The sequence below is a fragment of the Aquibium sp. ELW1220 genome, from assembly GCF_030398385.1.
Classification (GTDB): domain Bacteria; phylum Pseudomonadota; class Alphaproteobacteria; order Rhizobiales; family Rhizobiaceae; genus Aquibium.
Window position 1 is genome coordinate 1 of the sequence record NZ_JAOAOQ010000063.1, and the last position, 23,310, is coordinate 23,310.

Below are 23,310 nucleotides of genomic sequence, written 5' to 3' on the forward strand. Positions count from 1 at the left end.
CAGCTCGTTGCGCACTCGCCCGCATCGCTCCGCCATCCCTTCGACCGATTCGTCGACAAGCGGTTTCCCGAGCGCTAGCGGCAAAAGTGAGTCGTTCGTGAAATGAGGGGATTCATGAGGTCAGGATCCGGTAGACCATGGCCCTACGACCACCGGTATCGCGCATGCCGGTGGTGATATCCCCGCTCTCGATCAGGGTCAGCAGGATCTCGTCCCGGTCGCGCGATTTCAGCCATTGCGAAGCGCGCGTGATTTCGGACTTGGTAATCCCCTTGGCCCCGGCAGCACGGATGATCTCCTTCAACCGCTTCAGGTGCGCCTCGGTCTCTGTGTCTGCTACATGGCGCTCGACCGCCTCCATGGTCCGCTGCGCATAGTGGCGAACGAAGCCGATGGCCCAATCCGTTGCCGTGATGTCGATTTCGGGCCTCGACGGATCCCGCCCGACCGCCACGATCAACGCGAGCTTCAGGGCGTTTTCACCGACACGGGCGAGGATCGCGGTGAACGCTGTGCCGGCGGCCGCTCTCAATTCCTCTGTCAGCGCCAGACTCAAGTGCTGGAACCGGGCACGAGCCTCCTCGGTCATGGGCACGATCATCGGGTTCACGGCGGTATTCTGATCGGCGGTTTTGCCGGTCAGGTTGCCCTTGACGCCACCAGCGCCGGCTGCGACCGACTGCAACCCCTGCAGGAGCGCGAGTGGGGCCTGCCGGATGCCCACGGCGATGTTTTCATCCGGGTAATCCTCGTCGCTGGGCAGGATCAGGAAACGGGCGAGCGAGCCATCGACCACGTTTGCCCCTTGCAGCGCTCCCCAGAAGTGCAGCGGCGTCGTGGTGCCATAGACGCAAAGACACGGCTGGACGATGTCGCGACGCTCGTTCGTGCCGTCGCGGTTGGCATACTCGGCTCCGAGGAAGATGCCCCCGGCGGAGGTGAACAGCTCGGTCATGTTGTCGAGGATTTCGGTGATGTGGCGTGGGCTGCGTTTGCGGTCGGCTGCTGCCGCGAGGAACATGCCGAACTCATCGATCTGAAACAGGATCGCGGGCTGGCGGTGCAGCGCGGTCAGCAGCCCCGCGCCGGAGGCGATCTTGTTGCCGCCGAGGTAATGGGCGAGCCCAGCCTCGAAGAAGGTCTCGTTGATGATCTCGCGGGCGTGGTTCTTGCCCGAACCGCTGTCGGCGATGCCGACGACATAGAGGTTCGAGCGCAGATTGCTCTGCGTCCGGTACTGTCGGCCCATCAGCGCGCCGATGGCGCAGAGGCTGGCGCCCAGGGCGAGCAGCGGCTGCGGACGCCGGGCGGTGGTCAGCATGTAATCGGTCAGATCGCCCACCAGCCCGTCCGGGATGACCAGCGAATATGCGGGGGATGGCGCAGGCGCTGCTGGGGTGGCGGCTGCCACGCCCAGCCTGCACAACAGCCCAGCCGCCGGATGCTCGACATCATCCCCGACGCTGCCATCAAGCCGCAACTCCGGCTCGGGCTGCCAGCCGCGCTCCATGGCGAGATGATAGATCGTGCCAGCGCCGATCCGGTCGGGCTTGAAGCTGGCCCAGGCCTTCGTGGTGATGGCAGGCACGTCCTTGGCCGCCTGCGCGGACCAGTCCGCGAACAGATCAGCCCCTGCCTCCCCGAGCGCGCCCTTCAGCGCCATGCCGATACGCATCCAGCTGTCATAGTCCAGCTCGGCATTGGGCAGCCAGGCGAGCGCGCTCCGGACCGCCGCCAGCGTGCCGGCCTGTGAATGCGATGGCATGCTGGGTTGGGCTGCCCCGTTCGCCGCTTTTGCGCCGAGGCTCTTCGGGCGCATCTCGGGCGGGATCAGTGCCAGCGCCTCGTCGATAAATGCTGCCGCCTGCGTCGCGTCGATGGCGGGCAAGCTTTCGAGGTCGAGATCCGCGAGCCCCTCGTCCGGCCAGGCATAGGGCTGGCCGGTGTCGGGGTGGTCCGCATAGGCCACGAACTGCTGCCCAAGGCAGAGCATTTCCAGCGGCGCGCGCCGGATCCCGGCGAAGGGCGCGGTCGTGCGATAGACGAGCAAGCGCTTCGGCGCGCGGCCGATACGCAGTGCCGGGCTGTCGCCTAGTCGTTCCCGCGCCAGCCGCTCGATACGTAGCGCCAGCTCCCCATCCTCTGTGATGTCGATGTCGAGCGCGGCGACGGCGCCACCGACGATGCCGACGCCACAGCCGGGCCAGGTTGACCAGGTCGCGACCTCGAACTCCGTCGTGGCGCGGGTCGCATGCCGGTTCCACTGCGGATAGTCGTGCCAGGCCGCGCGGGCGAACTGGCCGGGTTTCTTGGTGCCAGGCGCGATAGGCAGGATCGCGTAGCCGTTGGTCACGAGGCGCGCCCCGACGCGCGCCATCCAGGATGTGTCAGTCATCAGAAGGGTACCTCGGGGGTCATGGCGTCAAGCCGCGTGCGGTCCTTGCCCGCAAGCTCGCGCAGGTGATCACAATAGCCGGTGACGACCACGTCGATGAAGCGGTCCCACTCGGTCTCGGTCAGTGTGGCGAGATCGGATTTGCTGATGCTCTCCAGATACTCGCCGCCCATCTGGCCGCCGACGGTCATGGCGGCGCGTTCATTGGGAGTGGGATCGATCATGCCCCTTCTCCGATGGCAGATGTCCTGGCAGGTGCGGCCACAGAAGAACCTGCGGCTGGTGTCGCGCCGTGGGTCCGAGACGTGGTACCCTGCGTTGAACCAGCCAAAGCCGCGAGGTTGCCGGTGGCAGACGGCGCAGAGGCCGGGGTCGGGTTGGGGCATGGATCAAACCTGTAGCCGGAGACTTCGACATAACGGCCCGAGGGGCGGACCGAGATCGCGCTGGGGCGAGCGAGGCGGGCAGCCTGCGCGATGGCTGCATCGACGCTGAGCGGTACGGGCAGCCCGGGTGCTCGCTTGCGCCACCAGTCGGCCGCCTTCTGGCGCGCATAGCCCTGATGCTCGATGCAGACCCATTCGCTGTAGGATGTGAGCCCGCAGCCGTAGGTCACCTTGAGCGAGGGCAGCCCGCCCAGCTTGTCGTGGCGGCTGTAGGAGACGCCAGCGACCTGCAGCCATTGTGGGGATTTCGGCGACAGGACCGGCAGCGTGGCGGCGGTGGGGGCGATCTTCACCGCGCGGGCCGGGAAGACGTAGCCGCAATCGGGGCACTCAGTCGCCGAGAGCAGGAGGATGCTGTCGCATTCCGGGCAGACCTTGGTCGGAGCCTCACCCCCACCGGCTTCGCCGGGCCGCCGGGGACGCACCAGATCGATCGGCCCATGGCGGCGCACATTGCCCGCAAAATCGAGGACCAGGCAGTTCTCCTTGTCCGGTGCCAGACGCGTGCCGCGGCCCACCATCTGGACGTAGAGCCCGGCGGATTTGGTGGGGCGCAGGAGCGCGATCAGATCGACGCCGGGCGCGTTGAAGCCGGTGGTCAGCACACCCATGGAAGCGAGTGCGCGGATCTCTCCACGCTTGAACGCCGCGATGATCGCGTCACGCTCATCCTTGGGCGTGTCTCCGAAGATGGCGCCGCAGCGGATCCCCCGCCGGCCGAATTCCTCCGCCACATGGCGGGCGTGGTCGACGCCCGAACAGAAGGCGAGCCAGGATTTGCGCTCGCGCCCGTGCTCGATGATCTCGGTGACTGCGGCCCGCGTGATGGCATCCTGATCGACCGCCGCCGCCAGATCGCGGGCGATGAACTCGCCGGCGCGGGTGCCAACCTTCGACACATCGAGACGGGTTGCAGGCTGCTTCGAGACAAGCGGGGCGAGATAGCCCTGGTCGATCAGGTCGCGCACCGATGCCTCATAGGCGATGTCGGTGAAGAGCGCGTTCTTGCCCTCGTGCAACATGCCGCTGTCGAGCCGGAAGGGCGTGGCCGTCAGCCCGATCACCTTGAGCGCCGGATTGATCCGCGCCAGCCCATCAAGGAAGCGGCGGTACATGGTGCTGGAATTGCCGGGGATCAGGTGGGCCTCGTCGATCAGCACCAGATCGGTATGGCCGATTTCCTTCGCACGGCGGTGGATCGACTGGATGCCCGCAAAGAGAATGCGCGCCTGGGCCTCGCGCTTGCCCAGCCCCGCCGAATAGATGCCGGCCGGAGCCTCTGGCCAGAGCCCGATCATCTCGGCATGGTTCTGGGCTATCAGCTCACGGACATGGGTCACGATCAGGATGCGCTGATCGGGCCAGGCCTTGAGCACGCCGCCGATGAAGGCGGCCATGACGAGGCTCTTGCCGCCCGCCGTCGGGATGACGATCAGGGGGTTGCCGCTCTTCTTCTCGAAATAGCCGTAGATCGTGGTGATCGCGTCCTGTTGATAGGGGCGCAGGGTCAGCATGGCGCAGCCTCCGGGGTGCGAGCATCATTTGCCCAGGTAGAGCCATCGGCCATGCGGTAGGTGACGACATCGTCGCCCGCATCGATGACCTCGCCCGGAACGAGATCGGGAATGAAGAGATGGCGGATGCAGGCTGCGCGCTGTTCCGCGGGTGCCAGCATCCGGTCGTGGCGGGCGCAGTGCCAGCCGCCATCAATCGGTGTTGCATGCAGGCAGGACCGGCAGGTCACGGCGGCCCCGCCACCCTCGTGGCAGGCGCCATGGTGATCGCAGAACCGGCACTCGAACCAGGCCGGGTCCTCGCTGATCCGCGCAGGCGGATGCTGGGCGAAGATGATGCGCCCGGCTTTCTCGAGCAGGCGCTCGCCCATCGCGCTGTCGGCCTCGATCCGCTCGATATGCAGCGCGTCGGTGTTCTTGCAGACCGCCATGTAGAGGGCCCGCGTGATGCCCGTAAGGCGCATGTAGACCTGCATCTGCGCGGCGTGCTGAGGCTTGGACAGCACCACGCCCTTGGCGATCAGGTCGGCAAAGCTCCTGGCCGAATGGGTCTTGAACTCCAGCACGTGCCAGGTCTTCGGCGCTTCCAGCAGCCCTAGCGCCACGCCGTCGAGCGAGCCTCCGAAGTGGCCGCCATGGGCCTCGACGCGAAACTGGCGGCCGGTGTCCGGATCGACCTCGAGCACCGTCGCGCCGGTGGCGCGAAGGTTGCGCACCAGGCGGTCCTCTTCCAACTGGCCGGTCTCGAAGAGGCGCAGGAGACGGCCAGAAAATTGTGACGGCGTCGCCCAGCGGAAATCATACCAGAGCGCACGGGCGCAGGACTTGCCGATGATGGAGGCGCCAAGATGATCGCGGAAGCCATCGCCCTGGCGGGCCTCGTAATCAGCATGGATCGCCGCCAGCGTCGGCGTGGGGGCCTCGGGAAGCTCAGCCATCACAGCCCTCCTGTTCACTGCGCGCCTTTGCCTCGGCCAGAATGTCGTCCCAGGTCTCGGGGTCATGGCGATCGCGCAGCACGCCGATCAGAGCGTCTTTCAGCGTCTCCCGGCGATGGCGGCCGGTGCCTTTGGCCAGCAATTCGGCCCGCTCACGGCACAGATGCCGCAGCGCCGTGCGCGCCCGGTGGAACCAGTCGGGGTCGATGGGCTTGTGGCCGCGCTGCCGGGCCAGATCGGCGGTCGCGATCTGCGTGCGGATCTTGGCGATGGCGTCGTCGAGGTCGATCAGCCGGCGCTGGTCATCAGGCAAGCCGGGGCTGATCACGGCCACGGGCGCCGCGTTGTTCAGGTCAATCATTGGAATGTCCTCAGATGCGGGTGGGCGCTGCGCCGTCCGTCAGGCGCGGAGCAGCGCGGTTGATCAGCCCTTCTTGTTCCAGGGTGCCGAGGCCATCCTGACGGGCGCGGCGGCCTGCGTTGTGGGCGGTGCCGCAGGGGTTGCGGCAGGCTTTGCCGCGCGCGCCGGGGTCGCGCCCGGTTCGGGCGGCAGATAGGCGATGGCGTTGCTCTCGCCGTAACCATTCTTCGGCGGCTTGATCTTCACCTGGATCGTCATCGGGATCAGGTGCAGTTCTTCGCTGTCGCTCACATGCATCTTTCCGGTCGCGTGGCAGATGGCCGACAACGTGCGCTGCGCGATTTCGACCGTGGTCGGGTTCGGGTTCACAAGGTTCAACTGATCGAAGATCTTGCGACCCTTGTGATCGCCATCGAGGATGTCGATCATCAGCCAGAGAAACTGGCCCATGCCATTCCGCGTGACGCGCATTTCGCTTTCAACGATCTGGGCGCGGTATTTGCCGGCGGGCAGCAGGTCATAGGCTGTGGTGGGCTCGACGCTGGTGGCGTCGAAGGACGTGTCAAAACGTGCCATGGTCTTGTCCTTTCAGGGGGATCATTCGGATTGGGGCATGGCGGCCATGAACTCGGCCCAGCTGAGCTCGAGCGTGTCCGGCAGGCCGTAACGGTTCTTGGCGAGGAAGGCGGGGCGCTCCTGCGTGTGCATGACGCGCGCGCCCGACCCGAGCGCCCGGGTCACGCGTCTGTTGAAGCCGACATCGGATTTGGCGACCGAGATCTGGTAATTGGCGAAGAGCACCACGTCGGAATGCTCCTGCAGCAGCGCCGAGGCGCGGGTCTGCAGCTTGATCACATACCGGTCGTAGGGTTCGTGCTCGGGGCTGTCGAAGCGCTTGATGTCGGTATGGGCGATCTGGATGACCGCCATGCCCTTCTGGTCGCGCAGCGCATTGAGCTTGCCGAGATATTCGCGCCAGACGGTCAGCGCCTCGGCATAGCCCTTGCCGAAGCCGGGCGCTTCAATGGATGCCCAGGCGTTGCGCTTGCAGGCTTCGGACCAGATCAGCGGCTCCAGCCAGTCGACACTGTCGATCACCACCGTACCGAAGTCGTGGTCCTCGGTCAGCAATGCGTCCAGCGCCTCCGCCACCCCGCCGTAGCTCATCGCCAGGGGAAAATGCGGCACCTGCAATTTGCCAAGCCCGTCCTCGGTCATGACGAACACGGGCCGGTCAGATTCGGCGGCAAAGGTGGATTTGCCGACCCCGGCTACGCCATGCATCAGGATGCGCGGGGGCGTCAGCGCCGTGTTCGTGTGCAGGGATGCAAGAGAAATGGCCATCAGTGTGCTCCTTGATGTGCAGGGTTGTCGTGATGGTATTGCGGCTGGATCCCCGGACCGCCGGTCACAGCCACAAAGAGCGCGTCGAGACGATCGGCCTCGGCCAGGCATTCGAGGCCCTTGCGCCGCATGAAGCGCCGCGCGTCATCCAGGAGGTCTGGCTCGGCGATGAGATCGGGGACTGCGACGTATTCCTCCGCGCTCTCCACGAAATAGGACTTCGAGCGCAGCGCCTTGACGAGTGGGGCGAAGCCGTCACAGACCTCCGTGAAATCCGCCTGGACGAGCCCGACATCCCGGTTGCGCAGGATGCGTTTGACTTCAGTAATGATGCCTGTCCGCAGCATGCGCAGCGCGCCTTCCGCGCGGGCCTGCGAACAGGTCAGCGGAAACGCTGCCCCCATGATGTCGTCGGCAATTTTGGGGGCGTTGTTGCCAAGCTGGGCGGCAACCTCCCAGACCCGCTCGGCGAAGGTCGCTGATTGGCTATCGAGCATCGAACCACTCCGTGATTTTGGTGAAAGCTGCAGACCCCCGGGCGATGGCCTGGACATTGAGGTCGTGAAACGGTTCCGCCTGCGCGGCGAACATGCCCTGCCGCGCAAGGGCGAGATTCTCGTCAGTGGCCCATTCGGCGAAGGCGCGGAACGTGCCCGTGACGTGCTGCCAGGCCGCCTGTTCCGGCGTGGGCGGGACATAGAGCGGGTTGCGTCGGCTGGCGGAGCGCTGAGGGCGCAAACCCCGCATGGCAGCATCGACCACCATCTTGCGCAGGGCAGCGCGCGTCGGCTCCTCGCCCCGTTCAAGCCGATCATCCAGCGTGCGCCGCACGATGCCCGGATCGGCGGCCTCGGCGTCGCGGAACTGGCGGGCCTCGTGGATCTGGTCGCGGCGAAGGCCGAGATCGGCTGCGGTGACCGGTGCTTCGTTGCCAGCTGCAACGGTCCACTGGTTGCCGCGACTGCTCGTGGCAGAAGCAACCTCGCCCCTTGCCTGCGCTGCATCATATTCATCAGCGAGCCGCCGCTTGGCGGCCGCCTCGATCTCAAGTGCATGGGCCTGCGCGCGATGTGCTGCGGCGACCAGATCGTCATGTGCCGCCTTGGCGAGGCTGAGGCGCGCTGCGCGCTTCGCAGCGTCATAAACAAGTCCCGCATATTCGCGGGCCTCTAGCACTTCGGCCGCGTTCTTGGCGCTGGCCAACATGGTGGCTGCACGATCGACCAGCCCCGGCAGGTGGGGCGTGTGGTTGAGAAAGGAGGCAGGCATGGTCATGGCCTGCTCTCCCGGTCTGCAACGTTGGCGATCTCCTTGATCGTTTCACTGACATAGGTATCGGCACCGGCTCCATGCCCAAGGAGGCGATCGAGGAGGATCGTCAAGGCCCGTTCGGTTCGCCTTGACCCGGCCAGCACATCTCGCTGATCCATGACAGCGAGGTACAGATCGGCGAGGGTTGCACCATTCGGTCCAAACAGGGAGAGGAGCGAAGGACCATCGTTACCAGGCCGTTCCACCTCGATGATCAGGGGAAGGGACGACACGAGTTCCGACGGCACGAGCCCCGCGGGAATGATCGTGCGGGGATCAATCGGATTTCGATCGGGGCCGATCTCTTCGCTGCCCGCAATTTCTGTAAGCCGATCACTGACGTAGATCGCCAGGAGCGGCGTACCGTCGGCATGGGTGCCTGCGTCCTCGATCTGGTAGTTGCGGTTGGGCTCGCAGACCTCGGTCAGTTCCCAGCGGCGATAGAGCCCCGGAAGACGCCTGAAATTCTCGAGCGACAGATCGGCAGTGCGGTTCATGCGTGTCTGCTTTCGGTTGGAGTGGGACGCTCGGTGGCGCTCGAAAGGGAAAAGCCACCGGCGGGGCCTGATCGGGACATCGGCTCAGGCGTTTTCGTCGAGGGCGTCGCGCAGCTTGTGCATCGCGCGCTGGTACCGCTTGCGGGCGGCGGCCTCGGTCAGCCCCAGTCCCCCGGCGACCTCGGCCTGCGAGAAGCCCTCGATCGCCACGCGGATGACCAGCAGGGCGTCGTCGCCGAGTAGCTTCCGCACGGCGCCATTCAGTCGCGCATACCCGGCCGCGCCGATCCCGTTGTCGCCGCTGTCCGCCACCTCGTCCGTGTCGATGTCGCTGGCGAGACTGTCGCGCGCCGTGTCCCGCTGGCGCGCTCGGATCATGTCGCGCTCGACGTTGCGCAGGACCGTGGCCGCGATCCAGTTGACGCGCCCGAGGTCGAGACCGCGGACCGCCTCGGTCATGCGCGCCAGAACATCGGACGCGACCTCGTCGGCGGTGCCGAGCCTGCGCCAGATCGACCGCCGCCGGATGGCGTCGAGGCCGGGCCAGAGCGCGAGCAACAGCATCGTCAGCGCGCAGTCTGACGTGGGCCCGTCGCCCTGCGCCGCCCCTACCAGCGCGGCGAGGATCAGGTTTTTCCGGGCGGGATCGCCGGGGGTGCGGTGCAGCCCGTCCAGCAGAGTCGCCGGATCCCGGAACGGCGCGAGGGCAGCCTGTCCACGCCGGACGGCGTCGAAACTGCGCTGGAAGTGAAGGTTGGAGGATGAATGCATGAGGTGATCACGGATCTCGTGCCACGCGAAGGACATCGGACGCCTGCCTTGCGGCCAGGCGTCCGGCGCCTTCTCGTGGCCAGGTCAGGACGTCGCGCGTCTCTGCGATTTCAGGGGGTTGGGTGGATGCGTGCGTCAGCGCGCGGGGTCGGTCGCGTGGTTCAGCGTGCCGCAGCCGCGGCAAGTGGCCTGCACCGGGAAGCCCACGAGATACTCGTGCCCCCGCGCGAAGCGCAGGTGCATCCGGCCGCCCCGGCAGACGCCGAGCAGCTTGTCACAGCGCGTGCAGCGCCATTCCGAGTTGGAGGTATTGGGGTTGGTACTCGCGGCGCCGGACCAGCTCGTCTGGGCTGCCTGGCGCGAGGGGAAGGGAGTCGGCATGGGAATGCTCCTCTGATGTGAAGCACTCCCATTGGCCTGGGGAATCGGAGCTAGTCAGACCACCCTATCGGAGCCGGATCGGAGCCAGCCGTCAGATGGCGATCTCCCAAGGCCCCTTGGGGCCCAGACTTCTCAGGAAGTTGGCCTTCAACTTGTTCCAGAGTGGCTGCTTGAAAATATTCGACAGGGATTGGTCTTCGGCGATGTCCTTGACAAGATCTCTTGTCGCCATTGGCATCGGCCCATTGTTGTGTGCATCGACCAACCGCTGGAGGACGTCGATGCGGTTCTTGCCTTCGATGTCGATGCTGCCTTTCCCAGGAACGAACAGGGTGGCAATGTTCTCCCCGGAACGGGTGAGTTCGACAGCCTGTCCGCCACGAGCCAGTATGCGGTGACGCCGGAACACGGACCGGAGCTTGTCTGCGACCAACGCGATTTCGGCTTGCTTGGTGTCGATCTGATCGACAAGCGGCGTCAGAACGTTGGCCGCCAGACACGGTCCGGGAGCGTTGCCGGCCTGCAGGACAAGCCCGATACCGAGGTTGTGGCGCGCCCGAAGCTCTGTATCGACTGCCGACCGGACCTTCTCCCGGTCGAGAGAACGCGCGAGGTAGATCGGAACATCCCCGCCATCGACATCGAGCGTTCCGAGGTAGAGGAGATGATCGGTCAGCTTCTCGATCGCCGGCTCATCGAGCGCTTTTTCGAGACGTGCCTTCAGGTGTTGCGCGACCCAACCGCCGCGCACCCGATATATCCTGTAGCGAACCGGGTTGCCCGCAGACGTCACCTGCCCCTCGGTGACCTTGAGATCGGCCACCTTTCGGTCGCCTTCCTCCGCATCTCCCTTATCGACCCGAACGACCACTTCGGCTGCGATCGGACCGACCTCGTCTTCATCGTCGATCAGGTCGTCCCCTTCCCAACCGGCGGGCACGAGGAATCCCAGATCGGTTAGGAGGCCAGGATCGACACCCCGAGATTGGAGCCATGCGCCGGTGACCCTGTCAGCTCCGATGTCCCAGATGGCCAGCAAGGCGGGCATGACCGCCATGCTCTCCTCATCGCCCGGTGCGCGACCATCACGAAGGATCTTCCAGTGTCTGAGCAAGCGATGCCCCAGAACGCGTTCGAACGGGTCGTCGATGCTGAGAAGGCTGCTCGTGTTGCGGTCGGTGAGCGTGAAGTCGAGGGTTTGCGCCTCATCCCGTCCCGCGCGGAAATACCGGACTGCAATCTCGACAAAGCGGATTGCGAGCGCACGCTCGAAAATCCTCGGAAGGCCCGGCTGGCTGTCGATGATTTCGGAGATGTCCTGGTCGATCGTGGTGGAAAGCGCGAGGCGGTTGGCGAGATTGCCGATGCTGATGTCAACGCGGATCACCTGCGCGCGGTCGATTACCACGTCATCGAGTTCCGGTGGTTCAAGATCGAACCCCTGCAGGAACTGCGAAATGTCGTAGGCCTGAAAGTCGACGGGCTGGTTAGAAAAGGTCTGATCGAGAGCGGTCTCGATGAAGCGTTCGGCGACTATGTGCCTCAGCTTTCGGTTGCCGGCACGGACATGCACCCGCCCGGTCGATGGCGTATACACGATCATCGCCTCTCCGGGCGGCCGGAAATAGATGCTCGACCGATTGCCATCGTCATCGATCTCCCGGACGCTCGTGGGGGGATCGGGATGGAACAGCAGGTACATCTCCGCTGCGGGTTCATCGCCGTCCTCGGGAATGTCGAACTTTTCGATGCTGTAGCCGTCGCCGCGATCGAGACGCTTGTTGAGGTCGGCCAGAAGCTCTTCGAGCAATGCGCTGCCGGCGTCCGGGCCCCCGTCGACCGAAGGCTCGGCCATGAAAGTCTGGTAGTGCTTGTCATAGCGCCGGTAGAGACGCAGGTGCAGGCTGTTCTCCGCCGCTTCAAACAAGCCGTGCTCGTTGGCGAAAGCCCACAGGCTTCGCGCGAGCTTGTCCCTCTGGTTCAGAAGTTCCTTGGCGCGGTCGGGATCGAGCGTGGTAGTGGCGAGACCTTCGAGGACGTACTCGCCGCGTTCGCCCGCGATTGTGACGATCCGGGCTGCTTCAGCTTCTAGCGGGCCCAGCCGCTCTTTCTTTTCCTGCGGCAGCATATTTCTGGCAACTGACGGACCGTCCGGATTCTCGGGGTCGAACCTGTAGGGCGCGAGCCAGCTCAACCTCTCGAAAGCCTTGCTCTTGAGAAATCCAGAAAGCAGCGCCGGCTCTGCGTCATCAAAAAGCCGGGAAAGGTTTGGGCAGGTTCTGGCCGGGGCGCGTACCATATAAATCTCCGGAAATGCTGATTTGCGCTATATATCGCGATCGTAGTGCCATACTCGGAACTTGACACTGCGATGTCGCCTCTGGGGACTGAGGGCAACATCACCTCCCTCCCGGGCAGCAAGAACCGTTGGGGCAAGATCCACTCACGCATCCTCGATAAGCACCAGGACATGGGGACTGATCAGATTTCCATTGCGCGCCACGAGCTCACCTTGATGAACAACTGCTCTTGGTTGATTCAACCCGCGATAATCACGGACAAATCCGTGAACGGCAAGTCCTGATGTTCTCTCCCTGTTCTCATTTTTGCGTTCCGTTCTTCCAAGATGTCCCAGTCCGGGCGGCCGGGTGGCTTTTGATCGGTATCGACACCACCGAACATGGCTATCCGAGAAATGAAACGCCCCAATCCGATGCCGCCCAACCGCATGACCGCCGCCGAGCGCCGCACTGAGGTCTGCCGCCTGCTGGCGCTCGGACTGGTGCGGCTGCACATGCGGTCGCGCGAAGCCAGTGAACTTTCTTCCGGTGCGGGAGAAAGTTGCCTACACTTCCCGCCCGACCAATGCCGTCATGCAACTCCAACGCACCGGAGACCTGCATGACGACGCATGACCCCATCCCCGCCCGCCTGGCCGCGCTGAAGGCCATGTCCGTCAACGAGCTTAAGGCCGAGTGGCAGGTGCTCTTTGGCGCTGCTGCCCCCAACAACAGCCGATCCTATCTGGAGGGCCGGCTGGCCTACCGTATCCAGGAACTGACCCACGGCGGCCTCGACCGCGAGACGCGTCGCATGCTCGACCTGCTGGCCGACGAGGTCGACGGGGTTCTGACCCGCAAGAGCCAGATCGCCGATCCGCGCAATCCGGTAGCTGGCACCAGGCTGGTCCGCGAATGGTCCGGGGTCGAACACACGATCTCCGTCTTGCGCGACGGGTTCGAATGGCAGGGGCGCCCCTACAAGTCGCTGTCCGCCATCGCCAAGGCCATCACCGGCACACACTGGAATGGGTATCGCTTTTTTGGATTGCGCGAGCGCAAGCGGAGTGAGAGCTGATGGACGCGACGACAAAACCGCCCCGCCGCCTGCGCTGCGCCGTCTACACGCGCAAATCCTCGGAGGAAGGGCTGGAGCAGGAGTTCAATTCCCTTCATGCCCAGCGCGAAGCTTGCGAAGCCTACATCGCCAGCCAGCGCTCCGAGGGCTGGGTGCTGGTACGCGATCAGTATGACGATGGCGGCATCTCCGGCGGTACGCTGGAGCGCCCTGCCCTCAAGCAGCTTCTGGCCGACATCGAGGACGGACTGATCGACGTGGTGGTCGTCTACAAGATCGATCGCCTGTCGCGCTCGCTGATGGATTTTTCCAAGCTGGTCGAGGTGTTCGACCGCAACGGCGTGACGTTTGTCTCGGTCACCCAGTCCTTCAACACAACCACCTCGATGGGCCGGCTGACGCTGAACATCCTCTTGTCCTTTGCCCAGTTCGAGCGCGAGGTGACGGCCGAACGCATCCGCGACAAGGTCAAGGCGTCGCGCATGAAGGGCATGTGGATGGGCGGCTATGTGCCGCTCGGCTACGATGTGAAAGACCGCAGGCTCGTCGTGAACGAGGAAGAAGCGATCACCGTCCGTTCGGTGTTCGAGCGCTTCGTGCAGATCGGCTCCGCGACGGTGCTGGCGCGAGACCTCCGGCGCGATGGCGTCAGGTCCAAGCAGGGCACACTGATCGACAAGGGTTACCTTTACCGGCTGCTCAACAACCGCGTCTATCGCGGCGAGGCCGTCCACAAGGGCAAGGCCTATCCGGGCGAGCACGAGGCCATCATCGACGAGCGCCTCTGGGATCAGGTCCATGCCATTCTGGGTGAAAGCCCGCGCAAGCGCGCCAACAACAGCCGCACGCAGACGCCCGCCTTGCTGAAGGGGCTGATCTTCACCGCCACGGGTGCGGCGATGACACCGTCCAGCACCAACAAGGGCACAAGGCGGTATCGCTATTACGTCTCGATGGACGTCATCAAGAACCGCGCCACGGGCGATGATGACACCCCTCGTCGGCTGGCCGCCGACATGGTCGAGAGCGCCGTCATCACCGAAATCCGCCGCGTCCTGCGCGCGCCGGAGACCGCGGCGCAGGTACTCGCGACATTGGCGCGCGAGGGGCATGGCGACATCAGCGACGCGGACGTCATCGAGGCCCTCAAGACCTTCCACGGTCTCTGGGCACAGCTGTTTCCCGCGGAGCAGGCTCGCATCGTCCAGCTGCTCGTTCGCCGCGTCACCGTCAGCGCCGACGGCCTCGTGATCGACCTGCGCACCGACGGCATCGCCGGCGTCATGCGCGACCTGATGACCCCACGCGTATTGGAGGCGGCTGAATGATGAAAACCAGCGACACCATCCAGATCTTCGTCCCCTTGAAGCTGCGCAAGAAGAACGGGCGGCCGAAAATCCTGCCGCCCGCTGGCTACCTGCCCAGCGAGGACCAGACGCAGGACCCGCACATCCTGCGCGCCATCGGCCGGGCCTGGAGCTGGCGGCGGCGGATGGAGGCTGGCGAGTTCGGCACGGTGCGCGACTTCGCCATCGCCCTCAAACTGTCCGAACGGCAGGTCAGTCGGCAGATGCGGCTTGCCTGGCTCGCCCCCGCCGTTCTCAGACGCCTCGTCTACCGCCGCGAAACCTCTGCCGTGACGCTGCTCGAACTGGCCAACATCGCCTGGCTGGCCTGGGACGACCAGGAAAGCGCCGTATTCAACGCGGCGCCAGCCGAATCCTGAACGGGCTGGCCGAGTTGGAGACTGCTTCATTCCGAGGGATCGTCGCCCGCGTCAGTGTCTTGTTTACCAGATTGACGTAGTCTACGCCTGCAACCGTTCCCCTATCCGGTTGCCACACAGACCCGCCGGCTCCCCCTTACCCCCGATACAAGCCGGCGGGTTTTTGGTGTCGGCGCGCGCGCGACAGAGCTGTTGCAATAGCGAAGCTGCAGTTTGTGCAATCGCGGAGGCAAGGCACCGACGTCAGACCTTTTTCCGATTCGACCACCAGATGAAATAAATCGAGCCGAACTTTAGGACTGGAACACGACGACGCCGTTCAGAGTCGCGGAGCTCAATGTAGCGCTTAATCTTGAGGGTGCCACCGGGAATTTTCAGACGAATAGTCATTTCTCACGTTTTTATCTTTGCGATTGCTGAACAGATAAGCAGTCCAGATTGGAGGTCAGAAGCCATGCAAAGCTATGCAAAGTCGCCATAACCTGAATCCGCTGCGCCTCCGTACCATTGATTCGCATGCGCTTTTGCTACCAAATGAACTTCCGAACAGGCCGGCTTCGTCGAAACTGCAACCCGTTGTAAATGCGATATATTTTCCGACCGTTGTGTTTTGGGTGGGGGCCGGTCGGAAAGAGACATGGGGCGTTCAGAGACCAATTTTCGGCATTTTGCAAGTCTCGACACGCCGGACGCCAAGGCTAAACCCCTTTGAAATATAAAGAAAAAAGGGCTCCGCGAAAGCCCCTGAACGAGTTCGGTAACTGCAAGTGGCGGAGGGAGTGTCCGTCATAATCCGTTGAATGTATTGAGGAATTCAGCGATTCACAAAAAAGATACCCCACAAAATACCCCTACGACTAAAGCGCTAGGAGCGTCGGGCACGCAAAGATAACGATGGGCTTGGATTGACATTGGGCGCGAAAACGTCTAGTGTTCGCGTCCCGTCGGATACAGGTATCCGATTACACACCGCACAATACAGCACCGACAATCCATGTCAAGCGTTTTTTCTGGAGGCATATGTGAATCACGACAACGACAACCCCGGCGAGCTTTTGATCGGCGCACCCGCTATCGCTGGCGCACTCGGCATCAAAACGCGGCAGGTCTACAAGCTCCTATACGCGGGCATCCTTCCGACATTCAAACTCGGCGGCTCGGTTGCCGCGCGACGGTCGACCCTTGGCGCCTGGCTTGAAGAGCAGGAACGCGGCGCGCGGGCCGCAGCATGAGTGCCGACCGCATGGAAAGCAATAGCTTGCCGATTGTGGCCGACCGCATCCGGGAGCTTGTCGCGGAGAGCGAAGCCGCCGCCCTTTCAAGCGCGGACAAGGCACTGCAGGCCGGGCGCCTGCTTGCCGAAGCGAAAGCGCAATGCAGGCACGGCGAATGGCTTCCTTTCCTAGCGAGCGCGGGCATTAGGGAGCGCCGTGCGAGGCAGTACATGCAAATCGCGACTTCCGGTTTGAAATCGGCAACGGTTGCCGATTTGGGCGGCATTCGCGCAGCCCTTGAGTTTCTCGCATTGAGGGCAAAAGCCGAGGAAGCGCTAGTCGAAGCTTTGGAGGCGATGGCTGCAGGCCGGAGGGGGTTGGAAGGACTAAGGAAAGCGCTAGAGGTTAGCGACGCTTTGGCCGACATGTTTCCCGAACGCATGCGTGAGGGCATGCGGCGATCCAATGCGGACAAAGACGCGGAGCGGACAGCACTACGCGTTGCGGACATCCTAGACCCGGCGCCCCTCCCCGCCCGCCAATAAGACCGGCCGCAGCCGGCGAACCCCTACGCATAACCGGATCCACGACATTGAAAATCCTAGCCATCCGGCCAGCGCCCGCCGGCGCCGGGCGTACGCTTGCGCACTTCGACATGCAGCTAACAGACGACATCCGCATGTTTGGAATGAAGCTCGTGCAGGCCGAGGACGGGCGTTTTCTGACATACGCCCCTAGCTCGCACGGCGCGCGCGCCGCGACCTTCTCGACGCCGCTGAATGACACCATTACGCGCGCCGCGTGCGCAGCCTTTCGCGAAGGATTCGCCAGTGACCGCACTAGCCGCTAGCACCGCGGAAAGCAGGGCCGACCGCGCCGCAGAATACGCGTCGAAATGGGGCGGCATTCTGGTTGAGCAGGCGGACGGCGATTGGCTCGTCGTCGGCGCAATCACCAAGCTTGGAACACCCGTGACCGTGCGGTTCCATGCAAAGGGAATCGCGCGGCTGGACGTTCCGCAAGGGCCGCTTTCGAAGGAGCAGCCGCAAGCCGCGAATGACAACCTGCCGCTCGTCAACCCTTCCGACTGGCAAGGGAAGGAAGTTCCGGAACGACGCTGGTTTGTCGAGGGGCTGATACCAATGCGGCAGGTGACAATCCTGGCCGGCGACGGCGGCGTGGGCAAGTCCCTTCTAGCGTTGCAGCTAGGCGCTGCTAGCGCGCTCTCGGTCGACACCTTGGACATGCACCCGCAAGGCGGGCGCGTCGTCTACATGGGCGCCGAGGACGAGGCCGACGAGTTCCAGCGACGGCTTGCCGATATCCTCGCGGCTCACGGACGCAACTTTGCGGACCTTGCCGACTTCCGCCTCGTACCACTTGCCGACGTTGACGCGCTGCTATCGGTTCCCGACCGGGCTGGGATAATGCGCCCGACGCCATTGTGGGAGGCGGCGGCGACGTACTGCCGCGATTATCGCCCGTCCTTCATTGTGCTGGACACGGCCGCGGACTTGTTCGGTGGCGACGAGATCAAGCGCGCACAGGTGCGCCAGTTCATCGCCATGTTGCGGACGCTGGCAATCGAGATAGACGCCGCGATCGTCCTGCTTGCCCACCCGTCCGTTGACGGCATGCGCAGCGGCAGCGGCTCGTCGGGTAGCACGGCATGGAACAACAGCGTCCGTTCCCGGCTGTATCTCACCGCGGTCGGGGGCGACGGGGCCGACCCTGACTGCCGAATCCTGACAACCAAGAAGAACAATTACGGGAAGACGGGCGGCGAAATCCGGCTGCGCTGGAAGGACGGCGCTTTCGTCTTGGACGACGGCAAGGCGTCGCCAACGCTGTCGCTTCTAACCAGGCGGCATGACGAGATATTCCGCACACTGCTTTCCGCCATCACCCGCACCGGCCAGCGCGTCGCGCCGACGAAGGGCGTCAACTATGCGCCTTCCGTCATGGCGGAAAGACCAGAGGCGGCGGGCGTTACGAAGAAGCAGCTAGAGGGCGCAATGCACCGGCTGCTTGCCGCCGACCTCGTCCGCGTCAAGTCCGAAGGGCCGCCATCGAAACGGCGCCAGCGATTGGTGCTTGCCGCCGAAGACTACGGGCCGGCCGAGGACATGGAGGCGGCGTAGGCTGAGGGGTGTTCCAGCATAATTCCACCCCCCTACCACCCCCCTACCACCCCCCTGCTGCTTCCACCCCCCATACCCCCCATTGGGGTGGAAGCACCCCCCCCCCGGCTGGAAGGCCGGGTTGTGCAACCACCCCTAAAGACGTCGCTACGGCGACGACGAGCAACCACCCGCCAACCCGGCAGCGAAGGAGCACATCATGCATGCAGTCCATTCCAGACCGACCGCGCGGGCCTTGAGGCAGACGAATGTTCGCAATCGACCCTTACACCGCCACCCACCATGCCGTTCACCTGAGCGGCGGGCAGACGATTGAAACCTGGCAGCCGTGCCGTGTTGTCGGCATCGACGCGACGGGAGCGGATCCGAAGTACCTTGTCGAGATAAGAGGCGCCGACGGCAGCTTCTATATCGACCGCGCCGACCTTATCCGAAAGCCCGCGCCGACCGCGGTAGGCTGACAACCGAAGGAGCCCAAATGAGCCAAGCCAACAAAAACCTCCGGCAGGCCATGCACGGCCTTTCGACCGACTACGGCGCGCCGGCATACGAGGCAATGCAGGCCGCAGCGCGTTGGGCCGAAAAACCCTCCCCGGAAGTCGTCGCCATCCTTGAGCGGCAAGGTCTAGCCGCGCTGGCCCGTGCGTGCCTCGTGGACGGCATGCCGCTGGAGGTGGCTGGCGAGCGCGGCCCGTACGCTACAGCGTCCCAGCGGCGCGCCTGGGCGGCAGGACGGCTATGCGCCGCGGCGTTCGCCATTCATGCCGCCGAGGCCATGCTCGCCGAGCAGAAGGCCGCGCACGAGCGGGAAGCGGCCTTGCAGCGGAAGGTCGACCGGCTGCTCGTCGAAAACCGGGCCGCCTGGCGCGCGTCAAAGGTGGACGTGCCGTTCAAGGAGCCGCCCCCGCGGTCGGTCGACTGGAGCGTGGCGGGCTAGGCAGGGCACGCGGACAGACCTGACTTCCGTGCCAATTGGCACGGAGGTTGCATTCGGCCCCGACGTCGCAAATTTGCAACGTCGGGAAGACGCGGCCCCGAGGGTATCAATTGATACCGCCGACAGTTTCGGTAAGTCGCGGGACGAGGCGGACCTGACCTCGGTATCAATTGATACCGAGGTGGCCGAACACTGGTTCGGCATCAATTGATACCGAACCGAACACTAAGTCGGTATCAATTGATGCCGACTTGCCCATCTGTACAGTCGGCGCAAATTTGCACCGACTTAGTATTCGGTAAGTCGCGGGAAAAGCTGGGTTGCCTGCAAACCCGGCTTTTGATGCACCCTTCGCGCCGAGATGGGGAATAGGCAAGGCACCAACCAGTACACACGAGAGGATGCACAAAATATTGGACATCCTGTCGGCACCAGAACTTCAACAATCGTCGCCGAAAAGGCCGGCTTCGGAAACGCGGAAATCATTGAGTATTTCGGCGCGGCGTAGATGTTTTTTACGCCAACCGCCACATTCCGCGTGTTCGTGAGGAGATAGGTAGAAGGGAAGCATCTTCCCGCCTCCCCCTTCACCGGAAACATTGCGCTTTTCGTCTTGGCGTATACAGGACCGCGTTTCGTGCGAGCCAGATTCCCTTCCGGAAGTGGGAGGGGTAGAGGCAGCGCGTATTGCCGCGCGCCTTCCGAACCACACCATCAGTTTCCCGCGTCATGCGCGGGCCGCCCGTGACCGCGGATGAACCGGCACGGGCAACCAATCGGCGCGCGCCCCTCCTCGCGTGCTGGTTCCCGGCTGCGCCGCTGCGTCCTGCTTTGAGCCGCAGTCGGTCGAATTCGGCCGCCCTCCGGGGTGGCCTTTTTTAACGCCACCACCACGCAAAAACTCAACTTGAAAGGACGCGTCAAATGCCGACCGTCGCCACCCTGACTCATGCCGTCGCGCGGCATTCCGGCATTCCGGCGTCGCGCGTTCGGTCTGTTTCCCGTCGCCTGCAGGATGCGGGCTTACTGCCGATCTCAATGAACCGGAACGCGCCCGAGCAGATCGATATGCCCGAAGTCGTCGCGCTCGTCGTCGCGCTGCTTACGGACGCGCCGCTGCACAGCGTCGCCGCGCGGGCCGACGAGTTCCTCGCCTTCCGGCTCGACGATGACGACGGCCGGCTAATTGCCGACGAGCTTCTAGCGAAGATGTTTACGCGGCTGGCCAACCTGCAGATGGCGCCCATGGACGACCTTGCAAAGATGACGATGCGCAGCGCCATTTCCGTCGTTAGCGGATCCAGGCCTGCGCTGGTTATCCGCGCAGGCAACTCCGAAAGCGACCCGGTCGAATGGGCACTAACCGCGGACGGCACGGCATGGCGACCGGAGCTAGCCGCGGCATGTCAGAAGTCCATGTCGCTCGGCGGCTATGCGCTGTTGAAAATCATTAGCGACCTTGGACTTGGCATGGAACGGCGCACGGTTCCCTTCCGCGTCGCGTCGGTCGACGGGCGCCCGCTTGCCGACTGGAAGGCCGGCGTTGAAGCCGAGCTTGCCAAGATGGAGGCCGCATAAATGTGGCCCTTCGCACGTAAGGCCGCGCCTGTGGCCGCAGCGCCAGCCGTCGAGGAGAAGTCGCTAGCCGCCCCGAACGAGGAACTGCTAGCCGCGCTCGGCGCCACGATCGAGGGCACGGCGGCCGTGTCGGCAAGCGTTGCGCTTACGGTTCCGGCAGTGGCCGCTGCCGTGCGCGTTATCAGCGAAGCCGCGGCGACGCTGGACATCAAAGTCCAGCGCAAAGACGGCACGTCCTGGACCGACGACGAAGCGCACCCGGCAAGCAACCTGCTACGCGGCGCGGCGAACGATTGGCTTTCCGGCTACGAGTTTATTCGCGACCTTGTCGCCGAGGCGCTTGTGCGCAACGAGGGCGGGCTTGCGTACGTCAACCGAGTGGACGGCAAGCCGGCGGAACTGCTGCACTACCGGGAGACGGTTATCTCGGTCGACTATGCCGACACGGGCGAGCCAACCTATCGCCTGTCGGGGCAGCCGGTCGCCATGCGGGACGTCATCCATTTGCGCGGCCCGTTCACCAAGTCGCCTTTGAACCTGGCTGCCGAAGCGATCGGCGTTGCGCACCTCATGGAAAAGCACGCGGCGAAGCTCTTCGCCAACGGCGCGCGGCCGGCCGGCGTGGTGTCGTTCCCGGTCGAATCCAAGATCGGCGAGGACGCGGTCGCGAAAATTAAGGCCGGCTGGCGGGCTGCCTTCAGCGGCGCGTCAAAAGGCGGAGAGACCGCCATCCTGTACCAGGGCGGCACGTACACGCCCCTTTCGTTTAATTCGGTGGACTCGCAATTCCTCGAATTGCGCAAGCTACAGATTGACGAAATCGCTCGCGGATTCCGCGTACCGCCTTCCATGATTTACAGCATGGACCGCGTGACGTGGTCGAACGGTGAGCAGATGGGCAGGGAGTTCCTGACTTACTGCCTTGAACCGTGGCTGAAGGCGCTTGAGGCGGCCCTAACGCGGGCGCTTATCGAACCGGGCGACCGGGCGAACTTCCGTATCTGGTTTGAACGCGACGACCTTACGCGGGCCGACCTTGGCAGTCGCGCGACCGCGTATAGCAGCCTCATATCGGCGCGCGTTCTGTCGCCTAACGAGGCGCGCGCTTGGGAATCACTGCCGCCATACGCAGGCGGCGACGCGTATGCGAACCCGAACACTGGCGCTAACCAGCCCGGCGCTGCGGCCCCGCAACCCGCCAACGACAACCGCAACCGGGAGGCCGCCGCATAATGGAACGGCTATTTATAGAGACCAAATTCGCGACCGACGACAACGGCGCGATTGAAGGCCTGGCCTGGCCCTTCGGCACGCCCGATAGGGTCGGCGACGTTATCGAAAAGGGCGCCTTCGCCGAGGCTGTGCTGCCGTTGCCGATGTTGTTCGGGCACGACGGTAACGACCCGGTTGGCGCCTGGACGGAAGCGGTCGAGGCTGAAGACGGCTTGCGGCTGAAGGGCCGGATGCTGGTCGGCGAAGTGCGGCGGGCCGACGAGGTGCGCGCGCTGGTGAAGTCCGGCGCCGTTCGCGGCATCAGTATCGGCTTTATCACGAGGAAGTCCGGACCCCGTAAGGGCGGCGGGCGAACCATCACGAAATTGGAGCTTCTGGAGGCATCACTAGTGGCCGTCCCGATGCATCCGGGCGCGCGTGTTACGAGCGCTAAATCAGCGGTGCAGGCGCTTCAGCTTGCCGCCGCTATCGACCGGACGGCGCGCGCCCTCCGGATTTCCAACTAACAGGATCCTACAACATGCATAACATCAATACCGCCCTTGTGCTCAAGGGCGAAGACGACGACGCGTCCGCAATCGTGACCAAGGCGCTTGCCGACCTGCAGGCTTCGGTTGAGACACGGATTGCCGCGGTCGAAGCCAAGGCAGCGAACGACAACGGCTTTGCTGCCCGGCTCGACAAGATCGAGGTAAAGCTCAATCGCCCGGCCGTCATCAAGGGCGCGAACGACAACGAAGTCACGCCCGACCGCAAGGCCTTCCGTTCGTTCATGCGGCTTGGCGAGGCGCGCATGCCGGGAGAGGAAGCCAAGGCGCTCGTTGTCGCGGACGACACCCGCGGTGGCTATCTCGCGCCCGCCGAGTTCCAGGCGGAAGTCATCAAGAACCTTGTAGAATTCTCGCCCGTCCGGCAGGCCGCCCGCGTTGGCTCGACCGCGGCCGGCAGCGTCATCCTTCCTAGGCGCACCGGAACGCCTACCGCGTCGTGGGTCGGAGAAACTGAGACTCGCACGGGTACGGAGTCGGCCTACGGGCAGATTGAGATTCCGATCCACGAGGCGGCTTGCTACGTCGACGTTTCGCTTCAGCTTCTTGAGGACGCCGCGGTCAACGTCGAGGCCGAAATCGCTATGGACCTGGCCGAAGAGTTCGGCCGGCTGGAAG

25 protein-coding genes are annotated in these 23,310 nt (G+C 64.2%); 12 read left to right on the forward strand and 13 right to left on the reverse strand.

From position 1 onward, the window contains the following. Positions 1 to 112 precede the first annotated feature (112 nt). From N1F91_RS29100 to N1F91_RS29160, 13 genes are all read right to left on the reverse strand, one after another. On the reverse strand, positions 113 to 2,395 hold the full coding sequence (locus N1F91_RS29100) for a PriCT-2 domain-containing protein (protein ID WP_289997310.1): 2,283 nt from the start codon (positions 2,393 to 2,395) through the stop codon (positions 113 to 115). Continuing rightward, on the reverse strand, positions 2,395 to 2,619 hold the full coding sequence (locus tag N1F91_RS29105; RefSeq protein ID WP_289997312.1) for a DUF6511 domain-containing protein: 225 nt from the start codon (positions 2,617 to 2,619) through the stop codon (positions 2,395 to 2,397). The genes N1F91_RS29100 and N1F91_RS29105 overlap by 1 nt, the downstream gene beginning before the upstream one ends. Next, the gene (locus tag N1F91_RS29110) at positions 2,616 to 4,355 is read right to left on the reverse strand and encodes a DEAD/DEAH box helicase (protein WP_289997313.1); all 1,740 of its coding nucleotides are present in this window, start codon (positions 4,353 to 4,355) and stop codon (positions 2,616 to 2,618) included. The genes N1F91_RS29105 and N1F91_RS29110 overlap by 4 nt, the downstream gene beginning before the upstream one ends. Then, a complete protein-coding gene (locus N1F91_RS29115) occupies positions 4,349 to 5,293 on the reverse strand; it encodes an oxidoreductase (RefSeq protein ID WP_289997314.1) in 945 nt (314 codons plus the stop codon). Before N1F91_RS29115 ends, N1F91_RS29110 begins: the two co-directional genes overlap by 7 nt. Next, positions 5,286 to 5,654 (reverse strand): hypothetical protein, encoded by a 369-nt coding sequence (locus tag N1F91_RS29120; protein WP_289997316.1) that lies wholly within the window; start codon positions 5,652 to 5,654, stop codon positions 5,286 to 5,288. Before N1F91_RS29120 ends, N1F91_RS29115 begins: the two co-directional genes overlap by 8 nt. A gap of 63 nt (positions 5,655 to 5,717) precedes the next feature. After that, entirely contained in the window at positions 5,718 to 6,230 is a 513-nt protein-coding gene (locus tag N1F91_RS29125; RefSeq protein WP_289997317.1) for a DUF669 domain-containing protein, read from the reverse strand. A 21-nt stretch (positions 6,231 to 6,251) separates the two neighbouring features. After that, a complete protein-coding gene (locus N1F91_RS29130) occupies positions 6,252 to 6,998 on the reverse strand; it encodes an ATP-binding protein (RefSeq protein WP_289997318.1) in 747 nt (248 codons plus the stop codon). Further along, on the reverse strand, positions 6,998 to 7,495 hold the full coding sequence (locus N1F91_RS29135) for a hypothetical protein (protein WP_289997319.1): 498 nt from the start codon (positions 7,493 to 7,495) through the stop codon (positions 6,998 to 7,000). The genes N1F91_RS29130 and N1F91_RS29135 overlap by 1 nt, the downstream gene beginning before the upstream one ends. Continuing rightward, entirely contained in the window at positions 7,485 to 8,273 is a 789-nt protein-coding gene (locus N1F91_RS29140; protein ID WP_289997321.1) for a hypothetical protein, read from the reverse strand. The genes N1F91_RS29135 and N1F91_RS29140 overlap by 11 nt, the downstream gene beginning before the upstream one ends. Beyond that, positions 8,270 to 8,806, reverse strand: coding sequence for a hypothetical protein (locus tag N1F91_RS29145; protein ID WP_289997322.1), 537 nt, complete (start codon positions 8,804 to 8,806; stop codon positions 8,270 to 8,272). The genes N1F91_RS29140 and N1F91_RS29145 overlap by 4 nt, the downstream gene beginning before the upstream one ends. An 84-nt stretch (positions 8,807 to 8,890) precedes the next feature. Further along, a complete protein-coding gene (locus N1F91_RS29150) occupies positions 8,891 to 9,613 on the reverse strand; it encodes a sigma-70 family RNA polymerase sigma factor (RefSeq protein WP_289997323.1) in 723 nt (240 codons plus the stop codon). Positions 9,614 to 9,712: 99 nt separating this feature from the next. Beyond that, positions 9,713 to 9,958, reverse strand: coding sequence for a hypothetical protein (locus tag N1F91_RS29155; protein WP_289997324.1), 246 nt, complete (start codon positions 9,956 to 9,958; stop codon positions 9,713 to 9,715). A gap of 91 nt (positions 9,959 to 10,049) precedes the next feature. Further along, positions 10,050 to 12,257, reverse strand: coding sequence for a hypothetical protein (locus N1F91_RS29160; protein WP_289997325.1), 2,208 nt, complete (start codon positions 12,255 to 12,257; stop codon positions 10,050 to 10,052). A 602-nt stretch (positions 12,258 to 12,859) separates the two neighbouring features. On the opposite strand from N1F91_RS29160, the gene N1F91_RS29165 reads away from it, so the two are divergent. The 12 genes from N1F91_RS29165 to N1F91_RS29220 all read left to right on the forward strand — a co-directional run. After that, entirely contained in the window at positions 12,860 to 13,315 is a 456-nt protein-coding gene (locus N1F91_RS29165) for a DUF2924 domain-containing protein (RefSeq protein ID WP_289997326.1), read from the forward strand. Beyond that, complete coding sequence (locus tag N1F91_RS29170; RefSeq protein WP_289997327.1) at positions 13,315 to 14,643, forward strand: recombinase family protein; 1,329 nt, start codon at positions 13,315 to 13,317, stop codon at positions 14,641 to 14,643. The genes N1F91_RS29165 and N1F91_RS29170 overlap by 1 nt, the downstream gene beginning before the upstream one ends. After that, positions 14,640 to 15,041 carry a hypothetical protein gene (locus tag N1F91_RS29175; RefSeq protein WP_289997328.1) on the forward strand — a complete coding sequence of 134 codons (402 nt, stop codon included), beginning with the start codon at positions 14,640 to 14,642 and terminating at the stop codon, positions 15,039 to 15,041. Before N1F91_RS29170 ends, N1F91_RS29175 begins: the two co-directional genes overlap by 4 nt. Before the next feature lie 1,022 nt (positions 15,042 to 16,063). Further along, on the forward strand, positions 16,064 to 16,273 hold the full coding sequence (locus tag N1F91_RS29180) for a DNA-binding protein (RefSeq protein ID WP_289997329.1): 210 nt from the start codon (positions 16,064 to 16,066) through the stop codon (positions 16,271 to 16,273). Next, entirely contained in the window at positions 16,270 to 16,800 is a 531-nt protein-coding gene (locus tag N1F91_RS29185; RefSeq protein WP_289997330.1) for a DUF3102 domain-containing protein, read from the forward strand. The genes N1F91_RS29180 and N1F91_RS29185 overlap by 4 nt, the downstream gene beginning before the upstream one ends. A gap of 285 nt (positions 16,801 to 17,085) precedes the next feature. Continuing rightward, positions 17,086 to 18,396, forward strand: coding sequence for an AAA family ATPase (locus N1F91_RS29190; protein WP_289997331.1), 1,311 nt, complete (start codon positions 17,086 to 17,088; stop codon positions 18,394 to 18,396). Between the two features lie 248 nt (positions 18,397 to 18,644). Then, positions 18,645 to 18,857, forward strand: a complete 213-nt coding sequence (locus N1F91_RS29195; protein WP_289997332.1) for a hypothetical protein — start codon at positions 18,645 to 18,647, stop codon at positions 18,855 to 18,857. A gap of 17 nt (positions 18,858 to 18,874) precedes the next feature. Beyond that, positions 18,875 to 19,333, forward strand: a complete 459-nt coding sequence (locus N1F91_RS29200) for a hypothetical protein (protein ID WP_289997333.1) — start codon at positions 18,875 to 18,877, stop codon at positions 19,331 to 19,333. 924 nt (positions 19,334 to 20,257) lie between these two features. After that, entirely contained in the window at positions 20,258 to 20,911 is a 654-nt protein-coding gene (locus N1F91_RS29205; protein WP_289997334.1) for a hypothetical protein, read from the forward strand. Further along, the gene (locus tag N1F91_RS29210) at positions 20,912 to 22,144 is read left to right on the forward strand and encodes a phage portal protein (RefSeq protein ID WP_289997335.1); all 1,233 of its coding nucleotides are present in this window, start codon (positions 20,912 to 20,914) and stop codon (positions 22,142 to 22,144) included. Continuing rightward, positions 22,144 to 22,650: an HK97 family phage prohead protease gene (locus tag N1F91_RS29215; RefSeq protein WP_289997337.1), complete on the forward strand. Its 507-nt coding sequence runs from the start codon at positions 22,144 to 22,146 to the stop codon at positions 22,648 to 22,650. Before N1F91_RS29210 ends, N1F91_RS29215 begins: the two co-directional genes overlap by 1 nt. A gap of 14 nt (positions 22,651 to 22,664) precedes the next feature. Continuing rightward, positions 22,665 to 23,310: phage major capsid protein (locus N1F91_RS29220; RefSeq protein ID WP_289997338.1), on the forward strand; the 646-nt coding region annotated here is incomplete at its 3' end.